This window comes from Escherichia sp. MOD1-EC6475 (genome assembly GCF_003046645.1).
Lineage (GTDB): Bacteria > Pseudomonadota > Gammaproteobacteria > Enterobacterales > Enterobacteriaceae > Escherichia > Escherichia ruysiae.
In genome coordinates this window covers 83,584-107,286 of the sequence record NZ_PZKQ01000028.1, presented here as the reverse complement: position 1 = coordinate 107,286, position 23,703 = coordinate 83,584, and the positions used below count along the sequence as shown (strand labels likewise).

Sequence of the window (23,703 nt, the reverse complement as noted above, 5' to 3'; positions counted from 1 at the left end):
GAAATCAGCGATGCAGGAAATTAGCCAACAGTTGATGCCCTTGTTCGCTGAGAATACTTTCCGGATGGAACTGCACCCCTTCCAGATCCCACTGGCGATGGCGAATCCCCATAATCTCGCGAGTTTCGCTCCAGGCAGTCACTTCAAAACACGCTGGTAATGAGCCAGGTTCCACCACCAGTGAATGGTAGCGCGTCACGGTGAGTGGATTTGCCAGCCCACGAAATACCCCCTGGCCGTTATGCGTAATCGGTGAAGTTTTACCGTGCATAACCTTTGCGGCGCGCACAACTTTGCCACCGAAAGCCTGTGCCATTGCCTGATGACCGAGGCAGACGCCAAGAATCGGCAAGCGCCCGGCGTAGTGGCGAATAACCTCAAGGGAGATCCCGGCTTCATCGGGCGTACAGGGGCCTGGCGAGATGACAATTTTCTGCGGCTTTAGGGCGTCGATATCCGCCAGCGTCAACGCATCGTTGCGCTTAACCAGCACATCCGCCCCCAGTTCACAAAAGTACTGGTAGAGGTTCCAGGTGAAAGAATCGTAGTTATCAATAAGCAGGATCATGGCGGCTCCGGTACGAAAGAACCGCGCTATTTTACTCAGATTCCCCGGCTTCGCTTACCACTTTGCTAAATATCGTCTGCAGCGCAGAGAGATCGCCCATAGCCCCGCTCTGATTTGCCTGATTCCAGGTCTCTTTTTCGATACCCTGCCAGCTCAGTTGATAGCCTGCATGAATCGCCAGTTGCTCGAAGAAGATCCGCTGTGCCAGGCCACTTCCTGCACGGAATGGATGCAGGACATTGATTTCACAATAGTAATGCGCCAGCCGCTCGACGAACTTCGCTTTCTCAAGGCCGACCAGATAACCTTCTTCCTCCAGATCCTGCATCAGGGCATTGCCCTCTTTTTCAATATAGGCAAAGTGGCAGAACGGTGTATCCCCCTGATAAATATCGACTTCACGCAGTTGCCCCGCCCAGTCGAAAATATCCTGATACAGCTGGCGATGAATAGCACGCAAATGCGGTAAACCACGCACCAATGGACCAAGCTCAATGGTCGCGGCACGCAGCGCCGTCATTTCGTAAGCCGCCTGCTCCAGCCGCTGCTGTTGTCGGATATCCAGCCGATTACGCATGATATCGAGGCCAGGATAGAGATACGGGTCGCGCCCTTCGCCGAATTTATCGCTCATAGTGCCTCCTTAGCTCTTCAAGGCGCACCAAAGCCTCAGCGGCAGTCAGTGTCACCAAAGGGATCTCAACACCTTCGAGACGACGGCTGGCCTGAAAATTACGATTACGCTGAAGCTCCCAGAGGCGGGACTTTTGCTTATCGGTGAGTTTCTTCACTTAATGCCTCCCTGAACGTGTCCGTTTGCCACAAGTATAAGCGGCAAATCCGGGTTACGCCGGAAGAGCAGATGCGCGGGCAAGATTGCCCGCGCGAGAAATCGTTACGGCAGGACTTTAGCAGAAAGGATAACTACTGGCTTTGACGGCACATTCTGGTATGGACCAACGTCATGAGTCGGCACCTGGGAAATCTTATCGGCAACGTCCATACCTTTCACCACTTTACCAAAGACGGCGTAGCCGAAATCACGCTGACCGTGGTCGAGGAAGGCATTGTCGGCCACGTTGATAAAGAACTGACTGGTTGCGCTGTCTTTGTCCGCAGTACGCGCCATAGCAATAGTGCCGCGCGTATTGCGCAGACCGTTATCAGCTTCATTTTTGATTGGCGGATTTGGTTTTTTCTGCTGCATCTGCTCGGTAAATCCACCGCCCTGAATCATAAAGCCAGGGATAACGCGGTGAAAGGTGGTGTTGTTATAAAAACCACTGTTCACATAATCGACAAAGTTTTGCACTGATACCGGTGCTTTCTGGCTATCCAGCTCCAGTTCGATATTACCAGCAGAGGTTGTTAACAATACGTGCGGGTCCCCTTTCGCTGCCATTGCTACGGGTGAGAGAGCAGAAAGAGCGAAAACAGCTACGAAAGCTGCCAGGGTCGATTTGAACATGAGATTTCCTTAACAGAGCAGAAAAAAAGCAAGTGGAGAGATTCTAAATAGCCTTCAATGACAAGGCCATTCCTTTACCTAATTTTACGTACTTGAAATATATGTAACCTGATGATCACTTTTATTTTGTGATCAGAATCACTTTAAATATTGCAAATTAGCAACCGTTTGCAATTAAATATTTAATCAGATCACAAAATCACCTAAAATCCCCCGCTCGCAGCATATCCACTATGCCATTTTATCTTTTAACGCAGGCCAATCATGACTAACAGCAATCGCATCAAGCTCACATGGATTAGCTTTCTTTCCTACGCACTGACCGGTGCGTTGGTTATTGTCACCGGGATGGTGATGGGAAATATCGCCGATTATTTCAATCTGCCTGTTTCCAGTATGAGTAACACCTTCACCTTCCTCAATGCCGGCATTTTAATCTCTATCTTCCTCAACGCCTGGCTGATGGAAATTGTCCCGCTGAAAACGCAGTTACGTTTTGGCTTTCTCCTGATGGTGCTGGCGGTTGCCGGTTTGATGTTCAGCCACAGCCTGGCGCTGTTCTCGGCGGCGATGTTCATCCTTGGGGTGGTCAGCGGCATCACCATGTCGATTGGTACATTCCTGGTAACGCAAATGTATGAAGGGCGCCAGCGCGGTTCCCGTCTGCTGTTTACCGACTCCTTCTTCAGTATGGCAGGGATGATTTTCCCGATGATCGCCGCATTTCTGCTGGCGCGCAGCATTGAGTGGTACTGGGTTTATGCCTGCATCGGGCTTGTGTACGTCGCTATTTTTATTCTGACCTTCGGCTGTGAGTTCCCGGCGCTGGGCAAACATGCGCCAAAAGCTGACGCTCCGGTAGCGAAAGAAAAGTGGGGGATCGGCGTGCTGTTTCTCTCGATTGCTGCGCTGTGCTACATCCTCGGTCAGTTAGGTTTTATCTCCTGGGTGCCAGAGTACGCCAAAGGTCTGGGCATGAGCCTGAACGATGCGGGTACGCTGGTGAGCAACTTCTGGATGTCGTACATGGTCGGCATGTGGGCGTTCAGCTTTATTCTGCGTTTCTTTGACCTGCAACGTATTCTGACCGTGCTGGCAGGCCTGGCTGCGATTCTGATGTATGTCTTTAACACCGGAACACCAGCGCATATGGCGTGGTCTATTCTTGCTCTGGGCTTCTTCTCCAGCGCAATCTATACCACCATCATCACTCTGGGTTCCCAGCAGACAAAAGTACCGTCGCCAAAACTGGTTAACTTCGTACTCACCTGTGGAACCATCGGCACCATGCTGACCTTTGTGGTTACTGGTCCGATCGTAGAGCATAGCGGTCCACAGGCGGCGCTGCTCACTGCAAACGGTCTGTACGCTGTGGTATTCGTGATGTGCTTCCTGTTAGGCTTTGTCAGCCGTCACCGTCAGCACAACACCCTGACCTCTCATTAATTACCAATGCCGGGCGGCACTTTCGTCGTCCGGCTTTTCCTCTCATCTCCCGCAACGTGCCTTCATCTCTATAAATGCTTTCATTTTGTCTGTTTTTTGCACAAACATGAAATGTCAGACAATTCCGTGACTTAAGAATATTTATACAAATCAGCAATATACCTCTTAAGGAGTATATAAAGGTGAATTTGATTTGCATCAATAAGTGGGGTTGCTGAATCGTTAAGGTAGGCGGTAATAGAAAAGAAATCGAGGCAAAAATGAGCAAAGTCAGACTCGCAATTATCGGTAACGGTATGGTCGGCCATCGCTTTATCGAAGATCTTCTTGATAAATCTGATGCGGCCAACTTTGATATTACCGTTTTCTGTGAAGAACCGCGCATCGCTTATGACCGCGTACACCTCTCGTCTTACTTCTCTCACCACACCGCCGAAGAGCTGTCGCTGGTGCGCGAAGGCTTTTACGAGAAACACGGCATCAAAGTTCTGGTCGGCGAACGCGCTATCACCATCAACCGTCAGGAAAAGGTGATCCACTCCAGCGCCGGGCGTACCGTTTATTATGACAAGCTGATCATGGCGACCGGTTCCTACCCGTGGATCCCGCCGATCAAAGGTTCTGATACTCAGGACTGCTTTGTTTATCGCACCATTGAAGACCTCAACGCGATTGAATCCTGCGCCCGTCGCAGCAAGCGCGGTGCCGTTGTTGGCGGAGGCCTGTTAGGTCTGGAAGCCGCTGGCGCACTGAAAAATTTAGGCATTGAAACCCACGTTATCGAATTTGCCCCTATGCTGATGGCGGAACAGCTTGATCAGATGGGCGGCGAGCAGCTACGTCGCAAAATCGAAAGCATGGGCGTACGCGTTCACACCAGCAAAAATACCCTTGAGATTGTGCAGGAAGGTGTTGAAGCGCGTAAAACTATGCGTTTTGCCGACGGTAGCGAGCTGGAAGTTGACTTTATCGTCTTCTCTACCGGTATCCGTCCGCGCGATAAGCTGGCAACCCAGTGTGGTCTGGACGTTGCTCCGCGTGGGGGTATCGTAATCAATGATTCCTGCCAGACTTCCGATCCGGATATCTACGCTATCGGTGAATGCGCAAGCTGGAACAACCGTGTATTTGGTCTGGTAGCACCAGGCTACAAAATGGCGCAGGTCGCCGTCGACCACATTCTCGGTAGCGAAAACGCCTTTGAAGGCGCTGACCTTAGCGCCAAGCTGAAACTGCTGGGCGTGGACGTTGGCGGTATTGGCGATGCGCATGGTCGTACACCAGGCGCTCGTAGCTATGTTTACCTCGACGAAAGCAAAGAGATCTACAAACGCCTGGTTGTCAGCGAAGACAACAAAACCCTGCTCGGTGCGGTACTGGTGGGCGATACCAGCGATTACGGCAACCTGCTGCAACTGGTGCTGAACGCTATCGAACTGCCAGAAAACCCGGATTCCCTGATCCTGCCAGCGCACTCCGGTAGCGGTAAGCCATCTATCGGTGTAGATAAACTGCCGGACAGCGCACAAATCTGCTCCTGCTTCGACGTCACCAAAGGCGACCTGATTGCTGCTATCAACAAAGGCTGCCACACCGTTGCGGCGCTGAAAGCCGAAACCAAAGCCGGTACTGGCTGCGGCGGCTGTATCCCACTGGTCACTCAGGTACTGAATGCGGAACTGGCGAAACAGGGTATCGAAGTTAACAACAACCTGTGCGAACACTTTGCTTATTCGCGTCAGGAACTGTTCCATTTGATCCGCGTTGAAGGCATCAAAACCTTCGAAGAACTGCTGGCTAAACACGGCAAAGGCTACGGTTGTGAAGTTTGTAAACCGACCGTCGGTTCGCTGCTGGCCTCCTGCTGGAACGAATACATTCTGAAGCCGGAACATACTCCGCTGCAGGATTCTAACGACAACTTCCTCGCTAACATCCAGAAAGACGGCACCTACTCGGTGATCCCGCGTTCTCCGGGTGGTGAAATCACCCCGGAAGGACTGATGGCAGTGGGTCGTATCGCGCGTGAATTTAATCTCTACACCAAAATCACCGGCTCCCAGCGTCTGGCAATGTTTGGCGCACAGAAAGACGATCTGCCAGAGATCTGGCGTCAGCTGATTGAAGCAGGCTTCGAAACCGGTCATGCCTATGCGAAAGCACTGCGTATGGCGAAAACCTGCGTGGGTAGCACCTGGTGCCGCTACGGCGTTGGCGACAGCGTGGGTCTCGGCGTGGAACTGGAAAACCGCTACAAAGGCATCCGTACTCCGCACAAAATGAAGTTTGGTGTCTCTGGCTGTACCCGTGAATGTTCAGAAGCTCAGGGTAAAGACGTGGGTATCATCGCCACCGAAAAAGGCTGGAACCTGTACGTTTGCGGTAACGGCGGCATGAAACCGCGTCATGCGGATCTGCTGGCGGCGGATATCGATCGCGAAACGCTGATCAAATATCTCGACCGTTTCATGATGTTCTACATCCGCACCGCCGACAAACTGACGCGTACCGCGCCGTGGTTAGAAAACCTCGAAGGCGGCATCGATTACCTGAAAGCTGTGATCATTGACGACAAGCTGGGGCTGAACGCACATCTGGAAGAAGAGATGGCGCGCCTGCGTGAAGCGGTAGTGTGTGAGTGGACTGAAACGGTCAATACGCCGTCTGCGCAGACTCGCTTCAAACACTTCATCAACAGCGATAAGCGTGACCCGAACGTGCAGATGGTGCCAGAGCGCGAACAGCACCGTCCGGCAACGCCGTATGAACGTATCCCGGTAACTCTGGTGGAGGACAACGCATGAGCCAGTGGAAAGACATCTGCAAAATCGATGACATCCTGCCTGAAACCGGCGTCTGCGCGCTGTTAGGTGACGAGCAGGTAGCCATTTTCCGCCCGTATCACAGCGACCAGGTGTTTGCGATCAGCAACATCGATCCGTTCTTCGAATCCAGCGTGCTGTCACGCGGGCTGATTGCGGAACACCAGGGCGAGCTGTGGGTTGCCAGTCCACTGAAAAAACAGCGTTTTCGCTTAAGCGACGGTTTGTGCATGGAAGACGAACAGTTTTCCGTCAAGCATTACGAAGCGCGAGTGAAAGACGGCGTGGTACAACTGCGCGGTTAATGTTTTAACGGGAGGCGCAATGCCTCCCCTTTTTGCATTGTCCTGTAATGACCTTCGGTATATTGCAGGGCATTTTTTAAACTTTTTGTTTTATTTTTTGTTTTATTTTTTGTTTTATTTTTTGTTTTTATTTTTAAAGGATAATCAAATGTTTACAGACACTATTAATAAGTGTGCGGCTAACGCTGCGCGCATTGCACGCCTGTCGGCAAATAACCCGCTCGGCTTCTGGGTCAGCTCTGCAATGGCGGGCGCGTATGTGGGTCTTGGGATCATCCTGATTTTCACGCTCGGTAACCTGCTCGATCCATCTGTTCGTCCTCTGGTGATGGGCGCGACCTTTGGTATCGCCTTAACGCTGGTCATTATCGCCGGTTCTGAACTGTTCACCGGACACACCATGTTCCTCACCTTTGGGGTGAAAGCGGGCACCATCAGCCACGGGCAAATGTGGGCAATCCTGCCGCAAACCTGGCTGGGTAACCTAGTCGGTTCCGTCTTTGTTGCCATGCTTTATAGCTGGGGCGGCGGTAGCCTGCTGCCGGTAGATACCAGCATCGTTCACTCCGTCGCGCTGGCTAAAACCACTGCACCGGCAATGGTACTGTTCTTCAAAGGCGCATTGTGTAACTGGCTGGTTTGCCTTGCAATCTGGATGGCGCTGCGCACTGAAGGTGCGGCGAAATTTATCGCTATCTGGTGGTGTCTGCTGGCATTTATCGCGTCCGGCTACGAGCACTCCATCGCTAACATGACGCTGTTCGCCCTCTCCTGGTTTGGCAACCACAGCGAAGCCTACACGCTGGCGGGTATTGGTCATAACCTGCTGTGGGTGACGCTGGGTAATACTTTATCGGGTGCCGTATTCATGGGATTGGGTTATTGGTATGCTACGCCGAAAGCGAATCGTCCGGTTGCGGACAAATTTAATCAAACTGAAACGGCTGCAGGTTAATCAGTAAGGGGTTTTTACGTGGATCATTTGCCTATATTTTGCCAATTACGCGATCGCGACTGTCTGATTGTCGGCGGTGGTGATGTTGCGGAACGCAAAGCAAGGTTGCTGTTAGACGCAGGCGCTCGCTTAACGGTGAATGCATTGGCGTTTATTCCACAGTTCACCGCATGGGCAGATGCAGGCATGTTAACCCTCGTCGAAGGGCCATTTGATGAAAGCCTTCTCGACACCTGCTGGCTGGCGATTGCCGCGACGGATGATGACGCGCTTAACCAGCGCGTCAGCGAAGCCGCTGAATCTCGCCGCATCTTCTGTAACGTGGTCGATGCGCCAAAAGCCGCCAGCTTCATTATGCCGTCGATTATTGACCGCTCACCGCTAATGGTAGCGGTCTCCTCTGGCGGCACCTCTCCGGTTCTGGCGCGCCTGTTGCGCGAAAAACTTGAATCACTGCTGCCGCTGCATCTGGGTCAGGTAGCGAAATACGCCGGGCAATTACGCGGTCGAGTGAAACAACAGTTCGCCACGATGGGTGAGCGTCGCCGTTTCTGGGAGAAATTGTTTGTTAACGACCGCCTGGCGCAGTCGCTGGCAAACAACGATCAGAAAGCCATTACTGAAACGACCGAACAGTTAATCAACGAACCGCTCGACCATCGCGGTGAAGTGGTGCTGGTTGGTGCAGGTCCGGGCGATGCCGGGCTGCTGACACTGAAGGGTCTGCAACAAATTCAGCAGGCAGATGTGGTGGTCTACGACCGTCTGGTTTCTGACGATATTATGAATCTGGTACGCCGCGATGCTGATCGCGTTTTTGTCGGCAAACGCGCGGGATACCACTGCGTACCGCAAGAAGAGATTAACCAGATCCTGTTGCGGGAAGCGCAAAAAGGCAAACGCGTGGTGCGTCTGAAAGGCGGCGATCCGTTTATTTTCGGACGTGGTGGCGAAGAGCTGGAAACACTGTGCAACGCGGGCATTCCGTTCTCGGTGGTTCCGGGTATTACCGCAGCTTCCGGTTGCTCTGCCTATTCGGGTATTCCACTTACGCATCGCGATTATGCTCAGAGCGTACGCTTAATTACCGGACACTTAAAAACCGGTGGTGAGCTGGACTGGGAAAACCTGGCAGCAGAAAAACAGACGCTGGTGTTCTATATGGGGCTGAATCAGGCTGCGACTATTCAGCAAAAATTGATTGAACACGGAATGCCAGGCGAAATGCCAGTGGCGATTGTCGAAAACGGTACGGCAGTAACGCAACGCGTGATTGACGGTACGCTCGCACAGTTGGGCGAGCTGGCGCAGCAAATGAACAGTCCGTCTTTGATTATTATTGGCCGGGTCGTTGGTCTGCGCGACAAATTAAACTGGTTCTCAAACCATTAATTAAATAAAATTTTAATCAAGGTCGGATATTTCCGACCTTTTTTATTCACAATAATCATCATATTAATTTTTATCTTCAGCAGACATAAAACAACTTTTTAACCAATTTGTTTTTTAACAACCACCCACAGTTACAGTGGCTTACAAATATAATCGAAATATTAATAGTCCACACACTGACGTGTAATAGATATTCCTGTATTGTTTCTAACGAGCAGCTTGCTTATATTCACATAATTAATGAATATTACTCGATATATTTTACATAGGGAATGAAAATGAATAAATTTATTAAAGTAACACTGGTAGGTGCAGTACTGGCTACATTAACTGCATGTACTGGTCATATTGAAAACCGAGACAAGAACTGCTCTTACGATTACCTGCTGCACCCGGCAATTTCTATTTCTAAAATCATTGGTGGCTGCGGTCCGACTGCACAGTAATCTCTTAACATAAATCGGTTAATACCGGTTTAATTGTCTGACGCCCTCTGTTTTCATCAGAGGGCGTATTTGTTTTTACCTTGCCTTTGAAAATATCGTTCACAACATTAAACGCTGGCAATACTCTCACGCAAAATCCGCAGCACCGTCTCTTCACCACTACGATTCGGATTAATGCGAATCGCACAATGTTCTAATTGCGGATTCGCCTGGCGAAACGTTCCGGAAAGGCGATAAAAGAGCGGCGGGATCTCATATTTCGACTCCGCGCCCACCGGATACGGCAACGCACCGCGTTTCTGCGCTTCTTCCAGCACCCTGGCGGCAATTGGCTGATGAAACTCCACAATCAACACTTTCGACTGCGCATTGGCAATGACGGCACTTTTAACTTCCGGCACCGCGCCGCCGTTAAGTAAAGCCAGCAATCGTTCAGAGACCACCGCCTGCACCGCGTGCATCACCGGCGCGAAAACCAGCCCACGCAAGACTTCCAGCGCCTGAGCGCCCTGAATCTGGCTGCCGCCGGAGTAAAGCGTGGCGCGAATACGGTTGATAACGTCAGCATCGCCTACCACCGCGCCAACACCCTCTGGCCCAAACAGCTTGAAGCAGGAAAATGTCGAGACATTCGACCCGCATTCGCAGCCGATTCGCGCTACCTTCATTACCGCATAGTTATCATCGGTTAACGCAGGAACGCCAGCCGAGCGCAACGTTGCCAGCACATCTGCCAGAATGTAGCGATCCTGCGGCTGCTGGCGCGTATGCTGCACCAGCGCCACATCAGGTTGTTGCTCGTCTACGACCTGCTTAAGTGCCGACAGATCATTGAAATCAACAGTAATAAGCGTCAGCCCCATCTGTTCAATGATGACGCGTGTCGTCGGATAAACGGGCGCATCATGCACCAGAAGACGCTGCCCTGGTTTAAGCAAAGCCGCCAGCCCGGCACGAATCGCTCCTGTGCCAGCGCCTTGCACCAGCACCGCCGCTGGCGCATGAAACGCATCTGCCAGCACCTGCTCCACACGCTGGGTAATGCGAGGCTGATTCAGCCCCGGCGTTAATCCCAAATCACCGCAGGTAAGAAATTCGCTACCAGGAAAATGGCGACAAATGCTATCCACCAGCGCAAACTGCTTCTGCTGCGCTTCAGCAATGGTCAGACTTTTCAGAGGAAACGTCTTCATAAGTGCATTCCTTAAGCCGGAACAAACAAGCCAAGCCAGTAAAGAACATTCAGCAGGATGCCGGTGATCATTACTGCCACGACCGGCGCCGCCATTTTTTGTACCGGACGACCGAGAGATTCGTTGAGGAAGTAAATGGCAACCGCAATGGAGAATCCGGTATAGCCTGCCATTTTTATTGCCGCGAAAATCGAGCCGACCAGCAGCGCCACTTCCATCAGCATATTCATGGCGTTACGGATGTTATCCGACGCATTACGCACTGACGGGTAGCGTCCCAGCCATTTGCCGATCGAACGAAGTAACAGGACTTCCGCCGAAATAACCACTGCGCCTAATACCGCCGCAATCATCGGATTCGGCGAGAGATAGCCCACCGCATAAACAAAGGTAAAGCCCGCAACTGCATACACACCCGTTGCTAACGCGGTGGTGGCAATCAACGGTACAAAACCCAGCCCGCGCATAAATTCTGCCAGTGCCGCCTGGTTGATCAGCGTTTGTGATTGTTCCGGCGTTACGCCTGCGGAGTACGCTTTCTCCAGGGTGAAGATCGACACTTCACTGCCAGCAAAAATCTTCATGCTGGCAACGGCGGCAATCAATGCTCCCACGATGGCGATATACGGTAAGTTTTTGATAATCCGCGACGTGCGTTCTTCAAACACCGAAAGCCCGCTGGCATCGATGTCATTTTCATCACGATGACGCAGGTCGTGAGTTATCGCGATCCCCAGCAGCATCACCATGCCAATAAAGATTTCGATGGATTCCGGATTGAGATGCGGGAAATAGCGCACTACCACCACACGGGTCATCAGCACAACCACGGCGGCGATCAGGCTTTGCTTCCAGCCAAACTGGTAGAAAATCGCCACCAGAGGGAACAGTGCAAAAGCTGAAACCACCGGCGAGCTTAATTCCCCCAGGCTACCTAATACATCCACCGGTAGCGCGGTCAGCAGCTGGTTTACCGGCAACAGGCAAGTGAGGATCAACACGCCCCAGATCGCGCCAAGACCAAACGCCATCAGGCTGTTTATCGCCAGTACGCCGAGGATATCGGTAGGAAGAAAGAGTAACCATGCGTTGAGCAGGCCGGTTTTCAGGGTAAAAGAGATCCCCACCGAGGCCACAAAACCAATGCTCAGACCGAAAGCGATACTCCCCGCCTCGCGACGGTTCATATAACCTTCAATCAGTTGCGGCAGGATCGGGCGGATGCCGTCATGAAAAACGGCCGCCGAGCGATGCGCCAGAAGCGATGTCATACCCGTCAGGCACGCCACCACGATAATCTGAATATACAGATCCATAGTCGTGCCTTTTATTTCAGATGGTTAATCAGCATCGGAATCGCGTGTTCGACGTGCTCAACGGAAAGGCCAAACGCCACTTTCCCTTCGGCGATCATTTTGGCGATATGTTCGTCTTTCGCTTTAATGCCAGGCTTGGCAATGGTGCAACTTTTGTTATAGCCAATCACCGCGATGGCAATCGACAATGCCGCGCCCGCACCGGTATTACACGCGCCGATGTAGTAATCCAGTTGCCCGGATTTCACTTTCATTGCCGCTTCCATGTCGTTGTGAATGAAAACTTCAAAACAGCCAGGAGCCGTCGCTTCAATGGTTTTTTTAATCTGCTCACGCTGTAAGCCTGCAACGCCAATCTTTTTCATGAGTCTGTCCTTATTGGAAAAATTGAGAGGGATTTTCACGTAACATCACATCCACATCGGCCTGACTGAATCCTGACTGGCGCAATTGCGGAATAAAGGTGGTCAATAAAAAGTCATAGCCATAACCACCGTTGGCTTTTAAATGGGAGCGGCGCGTAATATCCATCGACAGCATGACGCGGTTCAGCAACCCACGGTCGCGTAGCGCATGAAGCATCGCAATACGCTTTTCGTCTGGGTAGTAACTGTTCTTGCCAATGGTGTCGAACTGCACATACGCGCCGAGTTCGATCATCTTCAAAATATTGTCGAGGTTGTCTTTCAGATCGCAGTGCCCGACAGTAACGCGCGAAAGATCAACTCCGTGGGCTTGCAGCAGAGCCAGTTGTTCCAGCCCCATCGTGCTAAATGACGTATGCGTGGAGATCGGGCATCCGGTCTGGTTATGTGCCAACGCGGCAGCAATAAACACTTTCTCTTCCAGCGGCGTAATCTTTCCTTCGCTGGAACCAATCTCCGCGATGATCCCGGCTTTCAGCTCCGTGCCATCGATACCCTGTTCAATTTCATCGACCATCTCCTGCGCCAGTTCCTGCACGCTGCGGGTCGCCACATGTTGCGGGAAAAAGGCGTCCTGGTAATAACCGGTACAGGCCACCACGTTGATCCCTGTCTCGCGCATTACATCGAGCATAAATTGCGCATTGCGCCCCATATAACGGTTGGTCATCTCAATCACATTACGCACGCCCTGAGCCATCAGGTCGTTCATCTCCTGGCAAATGAACGCATACTGATCAAGGCGGCAATCCAGGTTGTTTTTAAAGCCGGAGAGATCAATATGCAGATGCTCATGGGCCAGGGTGTAACCCGTCGGATCAAAACTCATAGGGTGTCTCCTGCAAACCGGAGGGAGGAAAGAAAAGAGCGACCATTTTGTGGCGGTGGCGCACGGAAAAATTCACACACGGTAGCCCCCACATCAGAAAGCGTGGTGCGCACACCGAGTTGCGTGTGGACCAGCCCTTGCTGATAAACCAGCACTGGCACCACTTCACGGGTATGGTGGCTGTGACCAATGGTCGGATCGTTACCGTGATCCGCCATTACGACCAGGCAATCATCTGGCTGCATCGCCTCAATAAGCCGGGCAAGGTTACGGTCAACGACCTGCAAACGTTCGGCATAACGTGCGACGTCTTCTGCATGACCAGCGAGGTCGGTTTCCTGGATATTGGTGCAAATAAACGCCGTCGGATGCGTGTTAAATTCGTCGAGGGTGATATCCATAATCCGCTGGCTATCCACCAGGTTTTGCCAGCTCACGCCATAAGGATTGCTGACGATATCTGCCACCTTACCCACCAGCACGGTTGGCACGCCCGCTTCATACAGTTTTTGCGGCACTTGTACTTTCTCATCGACGCCGTAGCCCATATGCACGACCTGGAAGCCGTTGTCATAAGCGCCAGAGCGCGGCGCATTGATACCAATAAAGCGCCCTTCTTTGCTTTCTGCGGCATCGATAATGCGTTGACTGTCGGTTAACAGGCCGCCAAATGTAATGACCCGACCGACCTGTACCTGCTCACGCACGATACGACCAATTTTGATTGCGTCGTCAAAAGAGATCACAGAGAGATTGGCGGTGATGTTATAGACCTGGCCTAAATCCGCCTCGAGATTATCGCCAATCGCAACCGCCTGATTGACCCACAGAAATTGCAGATCATCGCCACGGCGCTCCACCTGCCAGCCTGCGGAAACTAATGCCTGCTCAACACGGTCAATCACATCGCGAAAGGGCATCCGCAGCGGCGGTAACGGGCGCGTGCCTAAAATTTCCTGATGCCCCATAAAGGTATCGCCACCTTCATGTTGCAGCTCTGCCACGCCCCAGGTTGCGGAGTCTGACGGCTGCATATCTCCAGGCGCATAACCTAATGCGTTGATTAGCCCCATTTTCTCCAGCATTGGTAGCTGCAAATGCGGCAACTGGCTCAGGATGTGACCACAGGTATTTGCCCCGGCATCCTGCGGACGCACCAACGTGACATCTTTCATTGCCCCTACGCCAAAGCTATCAATCACTAACACCACAAATCGCGCCATTACGCCTCCAGAGGGTTGCCGAGGCTGTCATAACGACCCACAATCTCTGCCGCGCCACGCTGAATACCAGACACCAGCACCACATCGCTACGGGTGACAAAAATCTGCGTGCGAAAACAGAGCACCACTGCACTGCTTACCGGATGCTCACCTGCCAGCGGCAGGGTGTAGTCGATACTGCTGTCATCCACGGCTTTGAGATATGTTTCAGTCACGCTTTGATTCTCTGGCGTAAACACCAGCGCATGTTGCGCATGACCACGACGGTAATAACCGCCGCCGTAGCAGTAGCTGTCGCCACGGAAGTGATGGGAAATTTCGCTCAGCCAAAGCATCGCGATACGTTCAGGCTGGTCTCCCTGCTGGTTTGCCGGAATCGTCCCCGTCAGTGCATGACCGGGTTCGGCATGAGTAACACCGTATTCCGCCAGTAATGGCAGCGAAGTGCAGCTGGTCGCTGAAGGCGCGTTCAGTTGCTCAATCGCAATACCAGATTTCGCCAGTTGATCCCGTGCCTGTATCAGCGTGTGAAGATTCGGTGTCGGCAAAACTTTCCCGGCAGCCTCATCCCAAAGCAGGCAAGGGAAATGGGTTAGTCCGGCTAAATGCAGCCCCGGCAGTTTCTTAATTTCAGCAACCACCTCGTGCAGCGAATGCTGTACAAAACCGCTCTCCTGCCCCGGATAAAGAAAATCATCGTCGCTATAAACTTTGAGCAGCACAGACTGAATCCGCCCCACTTTCACCGCTGCCGCAGAAACCTCCTGCGCTTTGGTAAGGGTAAACACGGTGATGACGTCGGTGCCCTGTTCAACGGCATCAGCGACCTGGTGACAAGGGATTTGTACCAGATGCCCCTGATGCGCCACCGGCAAACCAGCGCGGCGCATGACTCGCGCCTCTTTGTAATCCACCGCCACAATGCCGCTGTAGCCCAATGCCAGCAGTTTTTCCGCCAGCCACGGATTACGACCGAATTGTTTGGTCATCAGATACAGCTCAATGCCGTAAAGCCGCGCCGTCTCAATCAGCCGCTTACCGTTTTCCAGTACCTGATCCACGTCGACAACCCAACTGTCCGGGGCTATCTTGCCCTGCTGCCACAGGTTTAGTGCGGCAGAAATCAGTGCCGGGTTCTGGCGTTTCAATGCTTCTACAAACATCTTGTTGCCTCGTTTCTGTTCCTTGAATCAAATATTCATTTTTTTGAATATTTAAGTTATGCGACGTGGATTTGTTGTGGGCTTCAGACCTCTTCGTTAGCGGCCATCCATAATCCATAAAGGTTGGCCAGCAAATAGCCTTCTTCACACGGGTTAACTTCCAGCGCGAATCCCTGCAATAACACCTGGTGCAACTGCATGATCGCTGGCCAGTGGCTACATTGCGCCAGTTCAGCCAGCAATTCGTCATCCAGTGGCTGGATCTGTTCGCCGCGACGACTGCGCATCAGCGCACTCGCCATATGTATCATTGCCATCATCCCCTGCTCACTGCGCACTGGTAGATGGCATTCTGTTTCCAGTACTTTGACGACCTGCATCATGCCTTTGCAGATGTCCTTATCGATGACCCCTGCATCGCAAAGCAGGTTGAGTCTGGTTTCCATTTTAGATGCCTTTCGTTTAATAACTGGGTTCCTGTTCCCCACTGACCACTCGCTGTTGATGGGCAAGCAGGGCGTGTTTATCAACAACCGCACGCAGCAATTGTTGCATCGGGTAATCATCGGCTCGCGTCAAAACCACGGCTTCAGTAGCCTGTAAAAATCGCGGATCGTCTGTTAGCGGCGTCGCTTCTAATCCCTGCATGGCCAGTTCGCTTTCCGCTACCACATTCCAGATAACCGCATCGACATCGCCTTTAACAATGCGTTGTAAACTCTCGTGATAAGAGAGATCGACTCGCTCCACATCGCTACTGCCAAAAAAGACATCGGTCATGATCTTCTGATCTGCCGAACGGTTATCCAGCCCCACGCGCTTCACGTTACCTGACTCCCCTTTACGGCAAATCAACTGGTGCTCGCCAACGTAGGTATGCGGCCCCAACTCCAGCGCAAGACATAAGCCTTTTTGCGTGAGATAACTTTCCGCCGCCAGTCGCGAAACTACCGCCATGTCATAGACACCGTTAAGCAAACACTCCACGCGAATGTCCGCACCACGCATATGCGCATAGTAAAAAGGAATGCCATCAAACTGAGCTTTTAACCCGCTCGCTAAACCTTCATACAAGCGGGTATAGGGCAAGGGCATCGCACATACCACATTATTGATATCAACATGGGTCAACAGTGCTTTGTTATCCATCTCTACCAGATAACTGCCATTGCGCCCGCGACGTTCAATCCGAATCGCGCCGCTTGACTCCAGATTTTTTAACGCGGCCTGCGTCAGGCCGACGGACGAACGGCATTCAGTTGCCAGTTCATCTATGGTTTTCAGGCGATTACCACACTTTTCACCTAACAAATAACGAGCCAGCGTCGTGATGACGACGCCTTCTTTTTTGATAAACGTTCGACGCATAATAAATTTTCAATAAAATGAATATTTATATCTTCATGAAAATGAAGATAAGGCGCAACAAAGAGATGTGGAAACGGCGAGATGCTTCACATTTTTTTGGGTTATTGCAAATAAGGACGTAAAAAAACCGGGTTTCCCCGGTTTTTGGTATCAATAGTGAATTACGGCTTCGCCACAAAACCAATCGCTTCGTAAACCGCTTTCAGTGTACGGGAAGCGTGTGCGCTGGCTTTTTCTGCGCCGTCTTTCATCACCTGTTGCAGGAAGGCTTCATCGTTGCGGAAACGGTGATAACGTTCCTGCAATTCAGTCAGCATACCGGAAACCGCTTCAGCTACTTCGCCTTTCAGGTGACCATACATCTTGCCTTCGAACTGTTTTTCCAGTTCCGGGATGCTTTGACCCGTTACCGCAGAAAGGATATCCAGCAGGTTAGAAACGCCCGCCTTGTTCTGCACGTCGTAGCGAACTACCGGCGGCTCGTCGGAGTCAGTGACCGCACGTTTGATTTTCTTCACTACCGATTTCGGATCTTCCAGCAGACCGATAACGTTATTGCGGTTATCGTCAGACTTGGACATCTTCTTGGTCGGCTCCAGCAACGACATTACGCGCGCGCCAGATTTCGGAATAAACGGCTCCGGTACTTTAAAGATATCGCCATACAGCGCGTTGAAACGCTGGGCGATATCGCGGCTCAGTTCCAGGTGCTGTTTCTGGTCTTCACCGACCGGCACCAGATTGGTTTGATACAGCAGGATGTCCGCAGCCATCAGCACCGGATAGTCAAACAGACCAGCGTTAATGTTCTCGGCATAACGCGCAGATTTATCTTTAAACTGCGTCATGCGGCTCAGCTCGCCGAAGTAGGTATAGCAGTTCAGCGCCCAGCCTAACTGCGCATGTTCCGGCACGTGGGACTGAACAAAAATAGTGCTTTTCTCAGGATCGATACCGCAAGCCAGGTACAACGCCAGTGTATCCAGCGTCGCTTTACGCAGCTTCTGTGCATCCTGGCGCACGGTGATCGCGTGTTGGTCAACGATACAGTAAATGCAATGGTAGTCATCCTGCATGTTTACCCACTGACGCAGCGCACCCATGTAGTTACCAATGGTCAATTCACCTGAGGGCTGTGCGCCACTAAAAACGATGGGCTTAGTCATTTTTCGATTCCTGATTTTCGCTATGCGGAAGCCCTAATGCGGGCAGAAGGTCATTTATAGACTGATAAATTACATCAGGCTGGCTGAGATCGATAGCCTCGCCGTAGTTATATCCGTAGGTTAAGCCAACGGATGGGCAACCTGCCGCTTTTGCCGCCTGAATATCATTGCGTGAGTCGCCGACAAACAGCATCTGTTGCGGGACAATACCCATCCGTTCAGCCACCAGTAGCAGCGGGTCCGGGTGTGGTTTTTTGTTTTGTACGTCATCGCCGCCGATGACCACGCTAAAGTATTTTGCGATATCTAAGGCTTCCAGCAGCGGCGCGACGAACGGCGTTGGTTTGTTGGTGACCAGACCTAGCGGCAAGCCTTTAGCCTGCAACGCGCCAAGCGTATCGGCCACGTGCGGGAACAAAAACGTCCCCTCTTCGGCAACTTCGCCATAGTAGCGATCAAACAGTTTACGCAGAATACGTACTTGTTCTTCTGCCGGAATGTCGTCATCAACGGGCGGTTTACCCATTGTTTTACGCTGAGTCGCACGTTCCTGACGCGCCCAGGTCAATGCGCGCTCCATCAGGACATCTGCACCGTTACCAATCCAGGTAATAACACGTTCTTCGCCTGCAACGGGCAACTCCAGCGCATACAGCGCCATATCTACCGCAGCAGCAAGACCAGGAGCACTGTCGACCAGCGTACCATCAAGATCAAAAGCGACGCCGCGAATATCTTCAAACTTATTCATGACTTACCTTTGCCAGTTCACTGCGCATTTCATCAATGACTTTTTTATAGTCTGGCTGGTCGAAAATAGCGGAGCCAGCGACAAACATATCCGCGCCCGCCGCAGCGATTTCGCCAATGTTGTTCACCTTCACGCCACCGTCCACTTCCAGACGAATGTCAAAGCCAGACTCGTCGATACGACGACGTACTTCGCGCAGTTTATCCAGTGTTTGAGGAATGAAAGACTGACCACCGAAACCAGGGTTGACGGACATCAGCAGGATCACATCCAGTTTGTCCATCACATAGTCGAGATAGCTCAGCGGTGTCGCCGGGTTAAATACCAGCCCCGCTTTACAGCCATTTTCTTTAATCAGTTGCAGCGTGCGGTCAACATGCTCGGAGGCTTCAGGATGAAAGGTAATGATGCTGGCGCCTGCGGCAGCGAAATCCGGCACAATGCGATCAACTGGTTTCACCATCAGATGTACGTCGATAGGGGCGGTAATGCCGTAATTACGCAAGGATTTCAGCACCATTGGTCCAATCGTCAGGTTGGGAACATAGTGGTTATCCATGACGTCAAAATGCACGACATCAGCGCCAGCTGCCAGGGCCTTTGCGGTATCTTCACCCAGGCGGGCAAAATCAGCCGACAGAATTGAGGGGGCAATCAAATACTGTTTCATCCGCTTCTCCTTGAGAATTATTTTTTTGCGGGTGAAACGACTCCTGGTTTGTACAAAGCCAGCAGTTCGTCCACCTTTTTACGTGTGCCGCCGTTGCTGCTTATACTGCGTCGAACTTTGACGACATGCAATTTTGCGCGCTGATACCACTCGCGCGTTAGCGCCGTATCATGGTTAGAAATCAGTACCGGGATCTGACGGTTAACCAGACCTTCGGCGATCTCCGCCAGATGCGCTTGTTGTTCAAGAGTAAAACTGTTTGTGTGATACGCCGTAAAGTTGGCGGTCGCGGATAGCGGTGCATAAGGCGGATCGCAATAGACGACGGATACATCATCTGCGCGCGCCATGCTATCGGCGTAAGACTCACAATAGAAAAAGGCATTCTGCGCTTTTTCAGCGAAGTGATACAACTCAGCTTCCGGGAAATAGGGTTTTTTGTAGCGACCAAACGGCACGTTAAACTCGCCGCGCAGATTGTAACGACACAGACCGTTGTAACCGTAGCGGTTCAAATATAAAAACAGTACCGCCCGGCGGAACGGATCCTGGCTTTTATTGAACTCTTCGCGGAACTGATAGTAAACCTCGGCGCAATTTGTCTCAGGAACAAACAGCTCGCGGGCAGCCTGCACGTACTCATCAGTACGCATCTTCACAATGTTGTAGAGACTGATCAGGTCGCTATTGATATCGGCAAGGATATAACGAGAAAAGTCGGTGTTGAGAAACACCGACCCGGCACCCACAAAAGGTTCAACCAGACATTCACCCTTAGGCAAATGCCGTTTAATATCATCAAGCAGGGGATATTTGCCCCCTGCCCACTTCAAAAAAGCGCGATTTTTCTTCATGCTGACTAACTAATTACACCTTCTCCGGCTGTGGAGAAAGCTCCGACAGCATCCAGCGCTTCAGGCAACTCCCGCAACGATAAACCATTGCGGGAGATAACCTTGATTACTTTAGATCGGCCTGTACCTGACGCAGCGGTTTCGCCCACGGGTTTTTGGCCTGAACATCGGCTGGCAATGTAGATACCGCTTTTTTCGCTTCTTCTTTCGAAGCATACACGCCAGAAACCAGTACATACCACGGCTGACCATTACGCGTCGTTTCATAGACAACGTAATTTTTCAGATTCTCTTTCTTCGCCCAACCGTTCAGGTTGTCGTAGTTAGAAGAACTGCTCAGCTGCAGAGTGTAATGGCTGGACGGTGCCGATTTCAACGAACCAACATTACCTGCGGTCTTCGCTCCAGCGGCTGGTGTTGCCGTGGTTTGCGCCGGGGATGCCGTCTGTACTGGAGCCGTAGTCGCCGTCTCTTTTGGTGCTGGCGTTGCGGCTGGCGTAGAAGTCGCAGCCGGTGCCTTCGTGCTCGCCACAGGTGCAGCCGGTTCAGTACGTTTCGGCGTCTGTGCTACCGGCTTCGGTTCCGTTTTCACAGTTGCTTGTGGTTTTTTCGGCTCAATCACCGCCTGCTGACGTGCTGGACGCGTGGTGGTCGGACGTTCAGCGGTTTGCGCTTTCGCCGTATCACGCGATGCGTTGCCATTACGAACTGGCGCTACAGTCGCGGGTTCAGTCGGCAGCGTAGAGTTCACCGCCACATTGTTCAGCTGTTGCTGATTTTGCGGCTGGGTCAGCGCGTTATTCAGGTCACCCTGCACTTCAACACGTTGTTGACCATCCGTTGCCGCCGGGGTTTGCCCCTGAGTCGGCGTAGAAGAAATCGGCGGCAGAGAAACATCCTGCTGGGTATTTTCCGCAGACGTGGTTCCCGGCGCTGGTTGCACACCATTCGCCTGATCGGCCGCATTGCCAGCAAGATCAATACTCTTCTCGCCAGACGCGGTTTGATCGCTGGAAGAGGTCGAGGGGGCTTTTAGCGCAGAACCGATACCGATGATCAACAGCAGCAGAACCAGAATACCGACGCCCATCATCATATACTGACGAGAAGCCGGTTTGCTGGCTGCTTTTTTGCGCTTACGCGGACGACGCTCTACGCGCTCGTCATCCACAGCTTCATCTTCGGAATCATCAATTTCTTCTTCGATTTCCGGTTCCTCATTGCGCTCTTTTTGCGCACGAGTCGGACGGCGATCGTCAGTTTCATCAAGTTCGATATCATCAAAATTGATCTGCGGTTCGCCACGTTCAGTACGTTCTGAACGCTCAGAAGGTTGACGAGAACGACCAGTACGACGATCGCTGGGATCGGGTTTCAGCTCGTCTTCTGGTTTGAATTCATCCATTTAACACCCCACTAAAAGGTTAATGCTTACCACGTTGCAATTAACCTGAAGCTAATAGACCACTTGATAAGCGGCCTGACCTTTCTTGTTGTTACGCTGATTGACAATCGGCAATAGCGTTAAGAACAAGCTCGTGCGATACACCGCCGCGAACTTCACTCTTACCAATTGCCAGCGGAAGAATTAAGCGCATCTCTCCCGCAAGGACTTTCTTGTCACGCAGCATATGCGGTAAATACGCCTGCGCGGACATTTCGCGCGGCCCATTAACCGGTAATCCAGCCCGCGTAAGCAGGGTAATAATACGCTGCGTTTCGGCAGAACTAAACTGCCCGAGACGTTCCGACGTTCGAGCCGCCATCACCATACCCGCCGCGACCGCCTCACCGTGCAACCAATTGCCATACCCCATTTCCGCTTCAATAGCATGACCAAAGGTATGTCCCAGATTCAGTAAAGCACGTAAGCCGGATTCGCGCTCGTCGGCAGCGACAACTTCTGCTTTCAGCTCACAGCAACGACGAATACAGTACGCCATTGCCGGACCATCCAGACTGAGCAGCGCATCCAGATTATCTTCCAGCCAGTTGAAAAACTCACCGTCAAGAATAATGCCGTATTTGATGACTTCCGCCAGCCCCGAAGCTAACTCTCTCGGGGGAAGCGTTTTCAGACAGTCGAGATCCACCACCACTGATGCTGGCTGATAAAAAGCGCCAATCATATTTTTACCGAGGGGATGGTTGACTGCGGTTTTGCCGCCAACGGAAGAGTCTACCTGTGACAACAATGTCGTCGGGACTTGAATGAAGCGAACGCCGCGCTGATAGCTCGCCGCTGCAAAACCGGTAAGATCGCCTACTACGCCGCCGCCAAGCGCCACCAGCGTCGTATCGCGACCGTGCGGCTTTTGCAACAACGCCGTAAAAACGGTGTCGAGTACTGCCAGGCTTTTATACTGCTCGCCGTCAGGAAGGATAACGCTATCAACGTTAACACCCGCCTGTTCAAGTACGCCGCGAACCTTATCGAGATACAGAGGAGCCAGGGTTTCGTTGGTGACCAACATCACCTGCTCACCCGATTTCAGCGGTAAGAATGAAGCTGGTTCGTTAAACAAACCAGATGCGATGGTAATTGGGTAACTACGTTCCCCGAGAGTGACGACTATCCTCTCCATAACGCGACATCCACCTTAATTACTGTACCCGCAGACGAGTGTATATAAAGCCAGAATTAGTTGCTTTCCAGCATGTGAATAATCTGGTTTGCGACCACTTTGGCGCTTTGATCATCAGTACGAATGGTCACGTCGGCAATCTCTTCATACAGCGGATTGCGTTCATTAGCCAATGCTTCCAGAACTTCACGCGGCGGTGTTTCAACGTGCAGCAACGGGCGTTTTTTATCACGCTGCGTGCGCGCAAGTTGCTTTTCGATGGTCGTTTCAAGATAAACGACAACGCCACGTGCGGAAAGACGGTTACGCGTTTCGCGGGATTTCACAGAGCCGCCGCCAGTAGCCAGCACAATACCCTGTTTCTCGGTCAACTCATTGATGACCTTTTCTTCGCGATCGCGGAAGCCTTCTTCGCCTTCTAAATCGAAAACCCAGCCCACATCAGCTCCGGTTCGTTTCTCAATCTCTTGATCGGAATCGTAAAATTCCATATTGAGTTGTTGAGCTAACTGGCGCCCAATAGTGCTTTTTCCGGCACCCATAGGCCCAACCAGAAAGATATTGCGTTTCTCTGCCATTTTTTCGGTACTACTAAGACTATTCGTTAATGATAAACCCGCTTCGCTCAGAGAGCGCCGCAGGACATGAACTGAAACCTCATAAGATATTGCGAGAGTCAGACTGAAAATTATCTCAATACTCCAGCGGGTTTGGCAACTGAATAAATTGCCCATCCCTCTGCATATCTGGTCGCTGCA

At 51.8% G+C, this 23,703-nt stretch carries 25 protein-coding genes; 6 read left to right on the top strand and 19 right to left on the bottom strand.

The window, feature by feature from the left end; all coding sequences use genetic code 11:
- Window positions 1-4: 4 nt before the first annotated feature.
- The 4 genes from pabA to ppiA form a co-directional block, all read right to left on the bottom strand.
- Entirely contained in the window at window positions 5-568 is a 564-nt protein-coding gene (pabA, locus tag A7589_RS10385; RefSeq protein ID WP_000601864.1) for an aminodeoxychorismate synthase component 2, read from the bottom strand.
- A gap of 31 nt (window positions 569-599) precedes the next feature.
- Window positions 600-1,202 (bottom strand): putative adenosine monophosphate-protein transferase Fic, encoded by a 603-nt coding sequence (locus tag A7589_RS10380; protein ID WP_001280620.1) that lies wholly within the window; start codon window positions 1,200-1,202, stop codon window positions 600-602.
- Complete coding sequence (ficA, locus tag A7589_RS10375; protein WP_000736855.1) at window positions 1,192-1,359, bottom strand: FicA/YhfG family antitoxin; 168 nt, start codon at window positions 1,357-1,359, stop codon at window positions 1,192-1,194. Before ficA ends, A7589_RS10380 begins: the two co-directional genes overlap by 11 nt.
- A 104-nt stretch (window positions 1,360-1,463) precedes the next feature.
- Window positions 1,464-2,036, bottom strand: a complete 573-nt coding sequence (gene ppiA, locus A7589_RS10370) for a peptidylprolyl isomerase A (RefSeq protein ID WP_000477213.1) — start codon at window positions 2,034-2,036, stop codon at window positions 1,464-1,466.
- A 264-nt stretch (window positions 2,037-2,300) separates the two neighbouring features.
- Between ppiA and tsgA the strand changes: the two genes are divergently transcribed.
- The 6 genes from tsgA (at window position 2,301) to A7589_RS10340 (ending at window position 9,402) form a co-directional block, all read left to right on the top strand.
- Window positions 2,301-3,482 carry an MFS transporter TsgA gene (tsgA, locus tag A7589_RS10365; RefSeq protein ID WP_000185241.1) on the top strand — a complete coding sequence of 394 codons (1,182 nt, stop codon included), beginning with the start codon at window positions 2,301-2,303 and terminating at the stop codon, window positions 3,480-3,482.
- Between the two features lie 260 nt (window positions 3,483-3,742).
- Window positions 3,743-6,286 (top strand): NADPH-nitrite reductase large subunit, encoded by a 2,544-nt coding sequence (nirB, locus tag A7589_RS10360; RefSeq protein WP_000049233.1) that lies wholly within the window; start codon window positions 3,743-3,745, stop codon window positions 6,284-6,286.
- A complete protein-coding gene (gene nirD, locus A7589_RS10355) occupies window positions 6,283-6,609 on the top strand; it encodes a nitrite reductase small subunit NirD (protein ID WP_000084764.1) in 327 nt (108 codons plus the stop codon). Before nirB ends, nirD begins: the two co-directional genes overlap by 4 nt.
- Window positions 6,610-6,757: 148 nt before the next feature.
- The gene (gene nirC, locus A7589_RS10350) at window positions 6,758-7,564 is read left to right on the top strand and encodes a nitrite transporter NirC (RefSeq protein ID WP_000493563.1); all 807 of its coding nucleotides are present in this window, start codon (window positions 6,758-6,760) and stop codon (window positions 7,562-7,564) included.
- Between the two features lie 18 nt (window positions 7,565-7,582).
- Window positions 7,583-8,956: a siroheme synthase CysG gene (cysG, locus tag A7589_RS10345; RefSeq protein ID WP_000349873.1), complete on the top strand. Its 1,374-nt coding sequence runs from the start codon at window positions 7,583-7,585 to the stop codon at window positions 8,954-8,956.
- Window positions 8,957-9,234: 278 nt separating this feature from the next.
- Window positions 9,235-9,402: a YhfL family protein gene (locus A7589_RS10340; protein ID WP_001031838.1), complete on the top strand. Its 168-nt coding sequence runs from the start codon at window positions 9,235-9,237 to the stop codon at window positions 9,400-9,402.
- 107 nt (window positions 9,403-9,509) lie between these two features.
- Here the strand turns inward: A7589_RS10340 and A7589_RS10335 are convergent, their stop codons facing one another.
- The 15 genes from A7589_RS10335 to aroK form a co-directional block, all read right to left on the bottom strand.
- Window positions 9,510-10,595 (bottom strand): aminotransferase class I/II-fold pyridoxal phosphate-dependent enzyme, encoded by a 1,086-nt coding sequence (locus A7589_RS10335; protein ID WP_000847118.1) that lies wholly within the window; start codon window positions 10,593-10,595, stop codon window positions 9,510-9,512.
- Window positions 10,596-10,606: 11 nt separating this feature from the next.
- Window positions 10,607-11,911, bottom strand: a complete 1,305-nt coding sequence (locus A7589_RS10330) for a YhfT family protein (RefSeq protein ID WP_000366859.1) — start codon at window positions 11,909-11,911, stop codon at window positions 10,607-10,609.
- Window positions 11,912-11,922: 11 nt separating this feature from the next.
- On the bottom strand, window positions 11,923-12,276 hold the full coding sequence (locus A7589_RS10325) for a DUF2620 domain-containing protein (protein ID WP_000719728.1): 354 nt from the start codon (window positions 12,274-12,276) through the stop codon (window positions 11,923-11,925).
- A gap of 10 nt (window positions 12,277-12,286) precedes the next feature.
- The gene (locus tag A7589_RS10320; RefSeq protein WP_000006974.1) at window positions 12,287-13,165 is read right to left on the bottom strand and encodes a phosphotriesterase-related protein; all 879 of its coding nucleotides are present in this window, start codon (window positions 13,163-13,165) and stop codon (window positions 12,287-12,289) included.
- On the bottom strand, window positions 13,162-14,388 hold the full coding sequence (locus A7589_RS10315) for a phosphopentomutase (RefSeq protein WP_000090585.1): 1,227 nt from the start codon (window positions 14,386-14,388) through the stop codon (window positions 13,162-13,164). The genes A7589_RS10320 and A7589_RS10315 overlap by 4 nt, the downstream gene beginning before the upstream one ends.
- A complete protein-coding gene (locus A7589_RS10310) occupies window positions 14,388-15,551 on the bottom strand; it encodes a YhfX family PLP-dependent enzyme (RefSeq protein WP_000497314.1) in 1,164 nt (387 codons plus the stop codon). Before A7589_RS10310 ends, A7589_RS10315 begins: the two co-directional genes overlap by 1 nt.
- Window positions 15,552-15,634: 83 nt before the next feature.
- The gene (locus A7589_RS10305; RefSeq protein ID WP_010349551.1) at window positions 15,635-15,997 is read right to left on the bottom strand and encodes a hypothetical protein; all 363 of its coding nucleotides are present in this window, start codon (window positions 15,995-15,997) and stop codon (window positions 15,635-15,637) included.
- 16 nt (window positions 15,998-16,013) lie between these two features.
- The gene (gene yhfZ, locus A7589_RS10300) at window positions 16,014-16,919 is read right to left on the bottom strand and encodes a GntR family transcriptional regulator YhfZ (RefSeq protein ID WP_001254800.1); all 906 of its coding nucleotides are present in this window, start codon (window positions 16,917-16,919) and stop codon (window positions 16,014-16,016) included.
- A 161-nt stretch (window positions 16,920-17,080) separates the two neighbouring features.
- The gene (gene trpS, locus A7589_RS10295; protein WP_000165546.1) at window positions 17,081-18,085 is read right to left on the bottom strand and encodes a tryptophan--tRNA ligase; all 1,005 of its coding nucleotides are present in this window, start codon (window positions 18,083-18,085) and stop codon (window positions 17,081-17,083) included.
- Window positions 18,078-18,836 (bottom strand): phosphoglycolate phosphatase, encoded by a 759-nt coding sequence (gene gph / locus A7589_RS10290; RefSeq protein WP_105282539.1) that lies wholly within the window; start codon window positions 18,834-18,836, stop codon window positions 18,078-18,080. Before gph ends, trpS begins: the two co-directional genes overlap by 8 nt.
- Window positions 18,829-19,506 carry a ribulose-phosphate 3-epimerase gene (rpe, locus tag A7589_RS10285; protein WP_000816280.1) on the bottom strand — a complete coding sequence of 226 codons (678 nt, stop codon included), beginning with the start codon at window positions 19,504-19,506 and terminating at the stop codon, window positions 18,829-18,831. The genes gph and rpe overlap by 8 nt, the downstream gene beginning before the upstream one ends.
- Before the next feature lie 17 nt (window positions 19,507-19,523).
- Window positions 19,524-20,360: an adenine-specific DNA-methyltransferase gene (gene dam, locus A7589_RS10280; RefSeq protein WP_000742149.1), complete on the bottom strand. Its 837-nt coding sequence runs from the start codon at window positions 20,358-20,360 to the stop codon at window positions 19,524-19,526.
- 106 nt (window positions 20,361-20,466) lie between these two features.
- Window positions 20,467-21,765: a cell division protein DamX gene (gene damX / locus A7589_RS10275; protein ID WP_000343127.1), complete on the bottom strand. Its 1,299-nt coding sequence runs from the start codon at window positions 21,763-21,765 to the stop codon at window positions 20,467-20,469.
- Window positions 21,766-21,856: 91 nt separating this feature from the next.
- Entirely contained in the window at window positions 21,857-22,945 is a 1,089-nt protein-coding gene (aroB, locus tag A7589_RS10270) for a 3-dehydroquinate synthase (protein ID WP_000439861.1), read from the bottom strand.
- A gap of 56 nt (window positions 22,946-23,001) precedes the next feature.
- The gene (aroK, locus tag A7589_RS10265; RefSeq protein WP_000818618.1) at window positions 23,002-23,523 is read right to left on the bottom strand and encodes a shikimate kinase AroK; all 522 of its coding nucleotides are present in this window, start codon (window positions 23,521-23,523) and stop codon (window positions 23,002-23,004) included.
- Between the last annotated feature and the right edge of the window lie 180 nt (window positions 23,524-23,703).

Excerpts from the sequence above, each read along its gene's own strand:
- A7589_RS10320 (WP_000006974.1), bottom strand. The coding sequence starts at position 13,165 with ATGAGTTTTGATCCGACGGGTTACACCCTGGCCCATGAGCATCTGCAT.
- pabA (WP_000601864.1), bottom strand. The coding sequence starts at position 568 with ATGATCCTGCTTATTGATAACTACGATTCTTTCACCTGGAACCTCTAC.
- tsgA (WP_000185241.1), top strand. The coding sequence starts at position 2,301 with ATGACTAACAGCAATCGCATCAAGCTCACATGGATTAGCTTTCTTTCC.
- aroK (WP_000818618.1), bottom strand. The coding sequence starts at position 23,523 with ATGGCAGAGAAACGCAATATCTTTCTGGTTGGGCCTATGGGTGCCGGA.
- gph (WP_105282539.1), bottom strand. The coding sequence starts at position 18,836 with ATGAATAAGTTTGAAGATATTCGCGGCGTCGCTTTTGATCTTGATGGT.
- A7589_RS10305 (WP_010349551.1), bottom strand. The coding sequence starts at position 15,997 with ATGGAAACCAGACTCAACCTGCTTTGCGATGCAGGGGTCATCGATAAG.
- A7589_RS10310 (WP_000497314.1), bottom strand. The coding sequence starts at position 15,551 with ATGTTTGTAGAAGCATTGAAACGCCAGAACCCGGCACTGATTTCTGCC.
- A7589_RS10335 (WP_000847118.1), bottom strand. The coding sequence starts at position 10,595 with ATGAAGACGTTTCCTCTGAAAAGTCTGACCATTGCTGAAGCGCAGCAG.
- yhfZ (WP_001254800.1), bottom strand. The coding sequence starts at position 16,919 with ATGCGTCGAACGTTTATCAAAAAAGAAGGCGTCGTCATCACGACGCTG.
- trpS (WP_000165546.1), bottom strand. The coding sequence starts at position 18,085 with ATGACTAAGCCCATCGTTTTTAGTGGCGCACAGCCCTCAGGTGAATTG.
- A7589_RS10325 (WP_000719728.1), bottom strand. The coding sequence starts at position 12,276 with ATGAAAAAGATTGGCGTTGCAGGCTTACAGCGTGAGCAGATTAAAAAA.
- nirB (WP_000049233.1), top strand. The coding sequence starts at position 3,743 with ATGAGCAAAGTCAGACTCGCAATTATCGGTAACGGTATGGTCGGCCAT.
- rpe (WP_000816280.1), bottom strand. The coding sequence starts at position 19,506 with ATGAAACAGTATTTGATTGCCCCCTCAATTCTGTCGGCTGATTTTGCC.
- nirC (WP_000493563.1), top strand. The coding sequence starts at position 6,758 with ATGTTTACAGACACTATTAATAAGTGTGCGGCTAACGCTGCGCGCATT.
- A7589_RS10330 (WP_000366859.1), bottom strand. The coding sequence starts at position 11,911 with ATGGATCTGTATATTCAGATTATCGTGGTGGCGTGCCTGACGGGTATG.
- A7589_RS10380 (WP_001280620.1), bottom strand. The coding sequence starts at position 1,202 with ATGAGCGATAAATTCGGCGAAGGGCGCGACCCGTATCTCTATCCTGGC.
- dam (WP_000742149.1), bottom strand. The coding sequence starts at position 20,360 with ATGAAGAAAAATCGCGCTTTTTTGAAGTGGGCAGGGGGCAAATATCCC.
- A7589_RS10315 (WP_000090585.1), bottom strand. The coding sequence starts at position 14,388 with ATGGCGCGATTTGTGGTGTTAGTGATTGATAGCTTTGGCGTAGGGGCA.
- ppiA (WP_000477213.1), bottom strand. The coding sequence starts at position 2,036 with ATGTTCAAATCGACCCTGGCAGCTTTCGTAGCTGTTTTCGCTCTTTCT.
- nirD (WP_000084764.1), top strand. The coding sequence starts at position 6,283 with ATGAGCCAGTGGAAAGACATCTGCAAAATCGATGACATCCTGCCTGAA.
- aroB (WP_000439861.1), bottom strand. The coding sequence starts at position 22,945 with ATGGAGAGGATAGTCGTCACTCTCGGGGAACGTAGTTACCCAATTACC.
- A7589_RS10340 (WP_001031838.1), top strand. The coding sequence starts at position 9,235 with ATGAATAAATTTATTAAAGTAACACTGGTAGGTGCAGTACTGGCTACA.
- damX (WP_000343127.1), bottom strand. The coding sequence starts at position 21,765 with ATGGATGAATTCAAACCAGAAGACGAGCTGAAACCCGATCCCAGCGAT.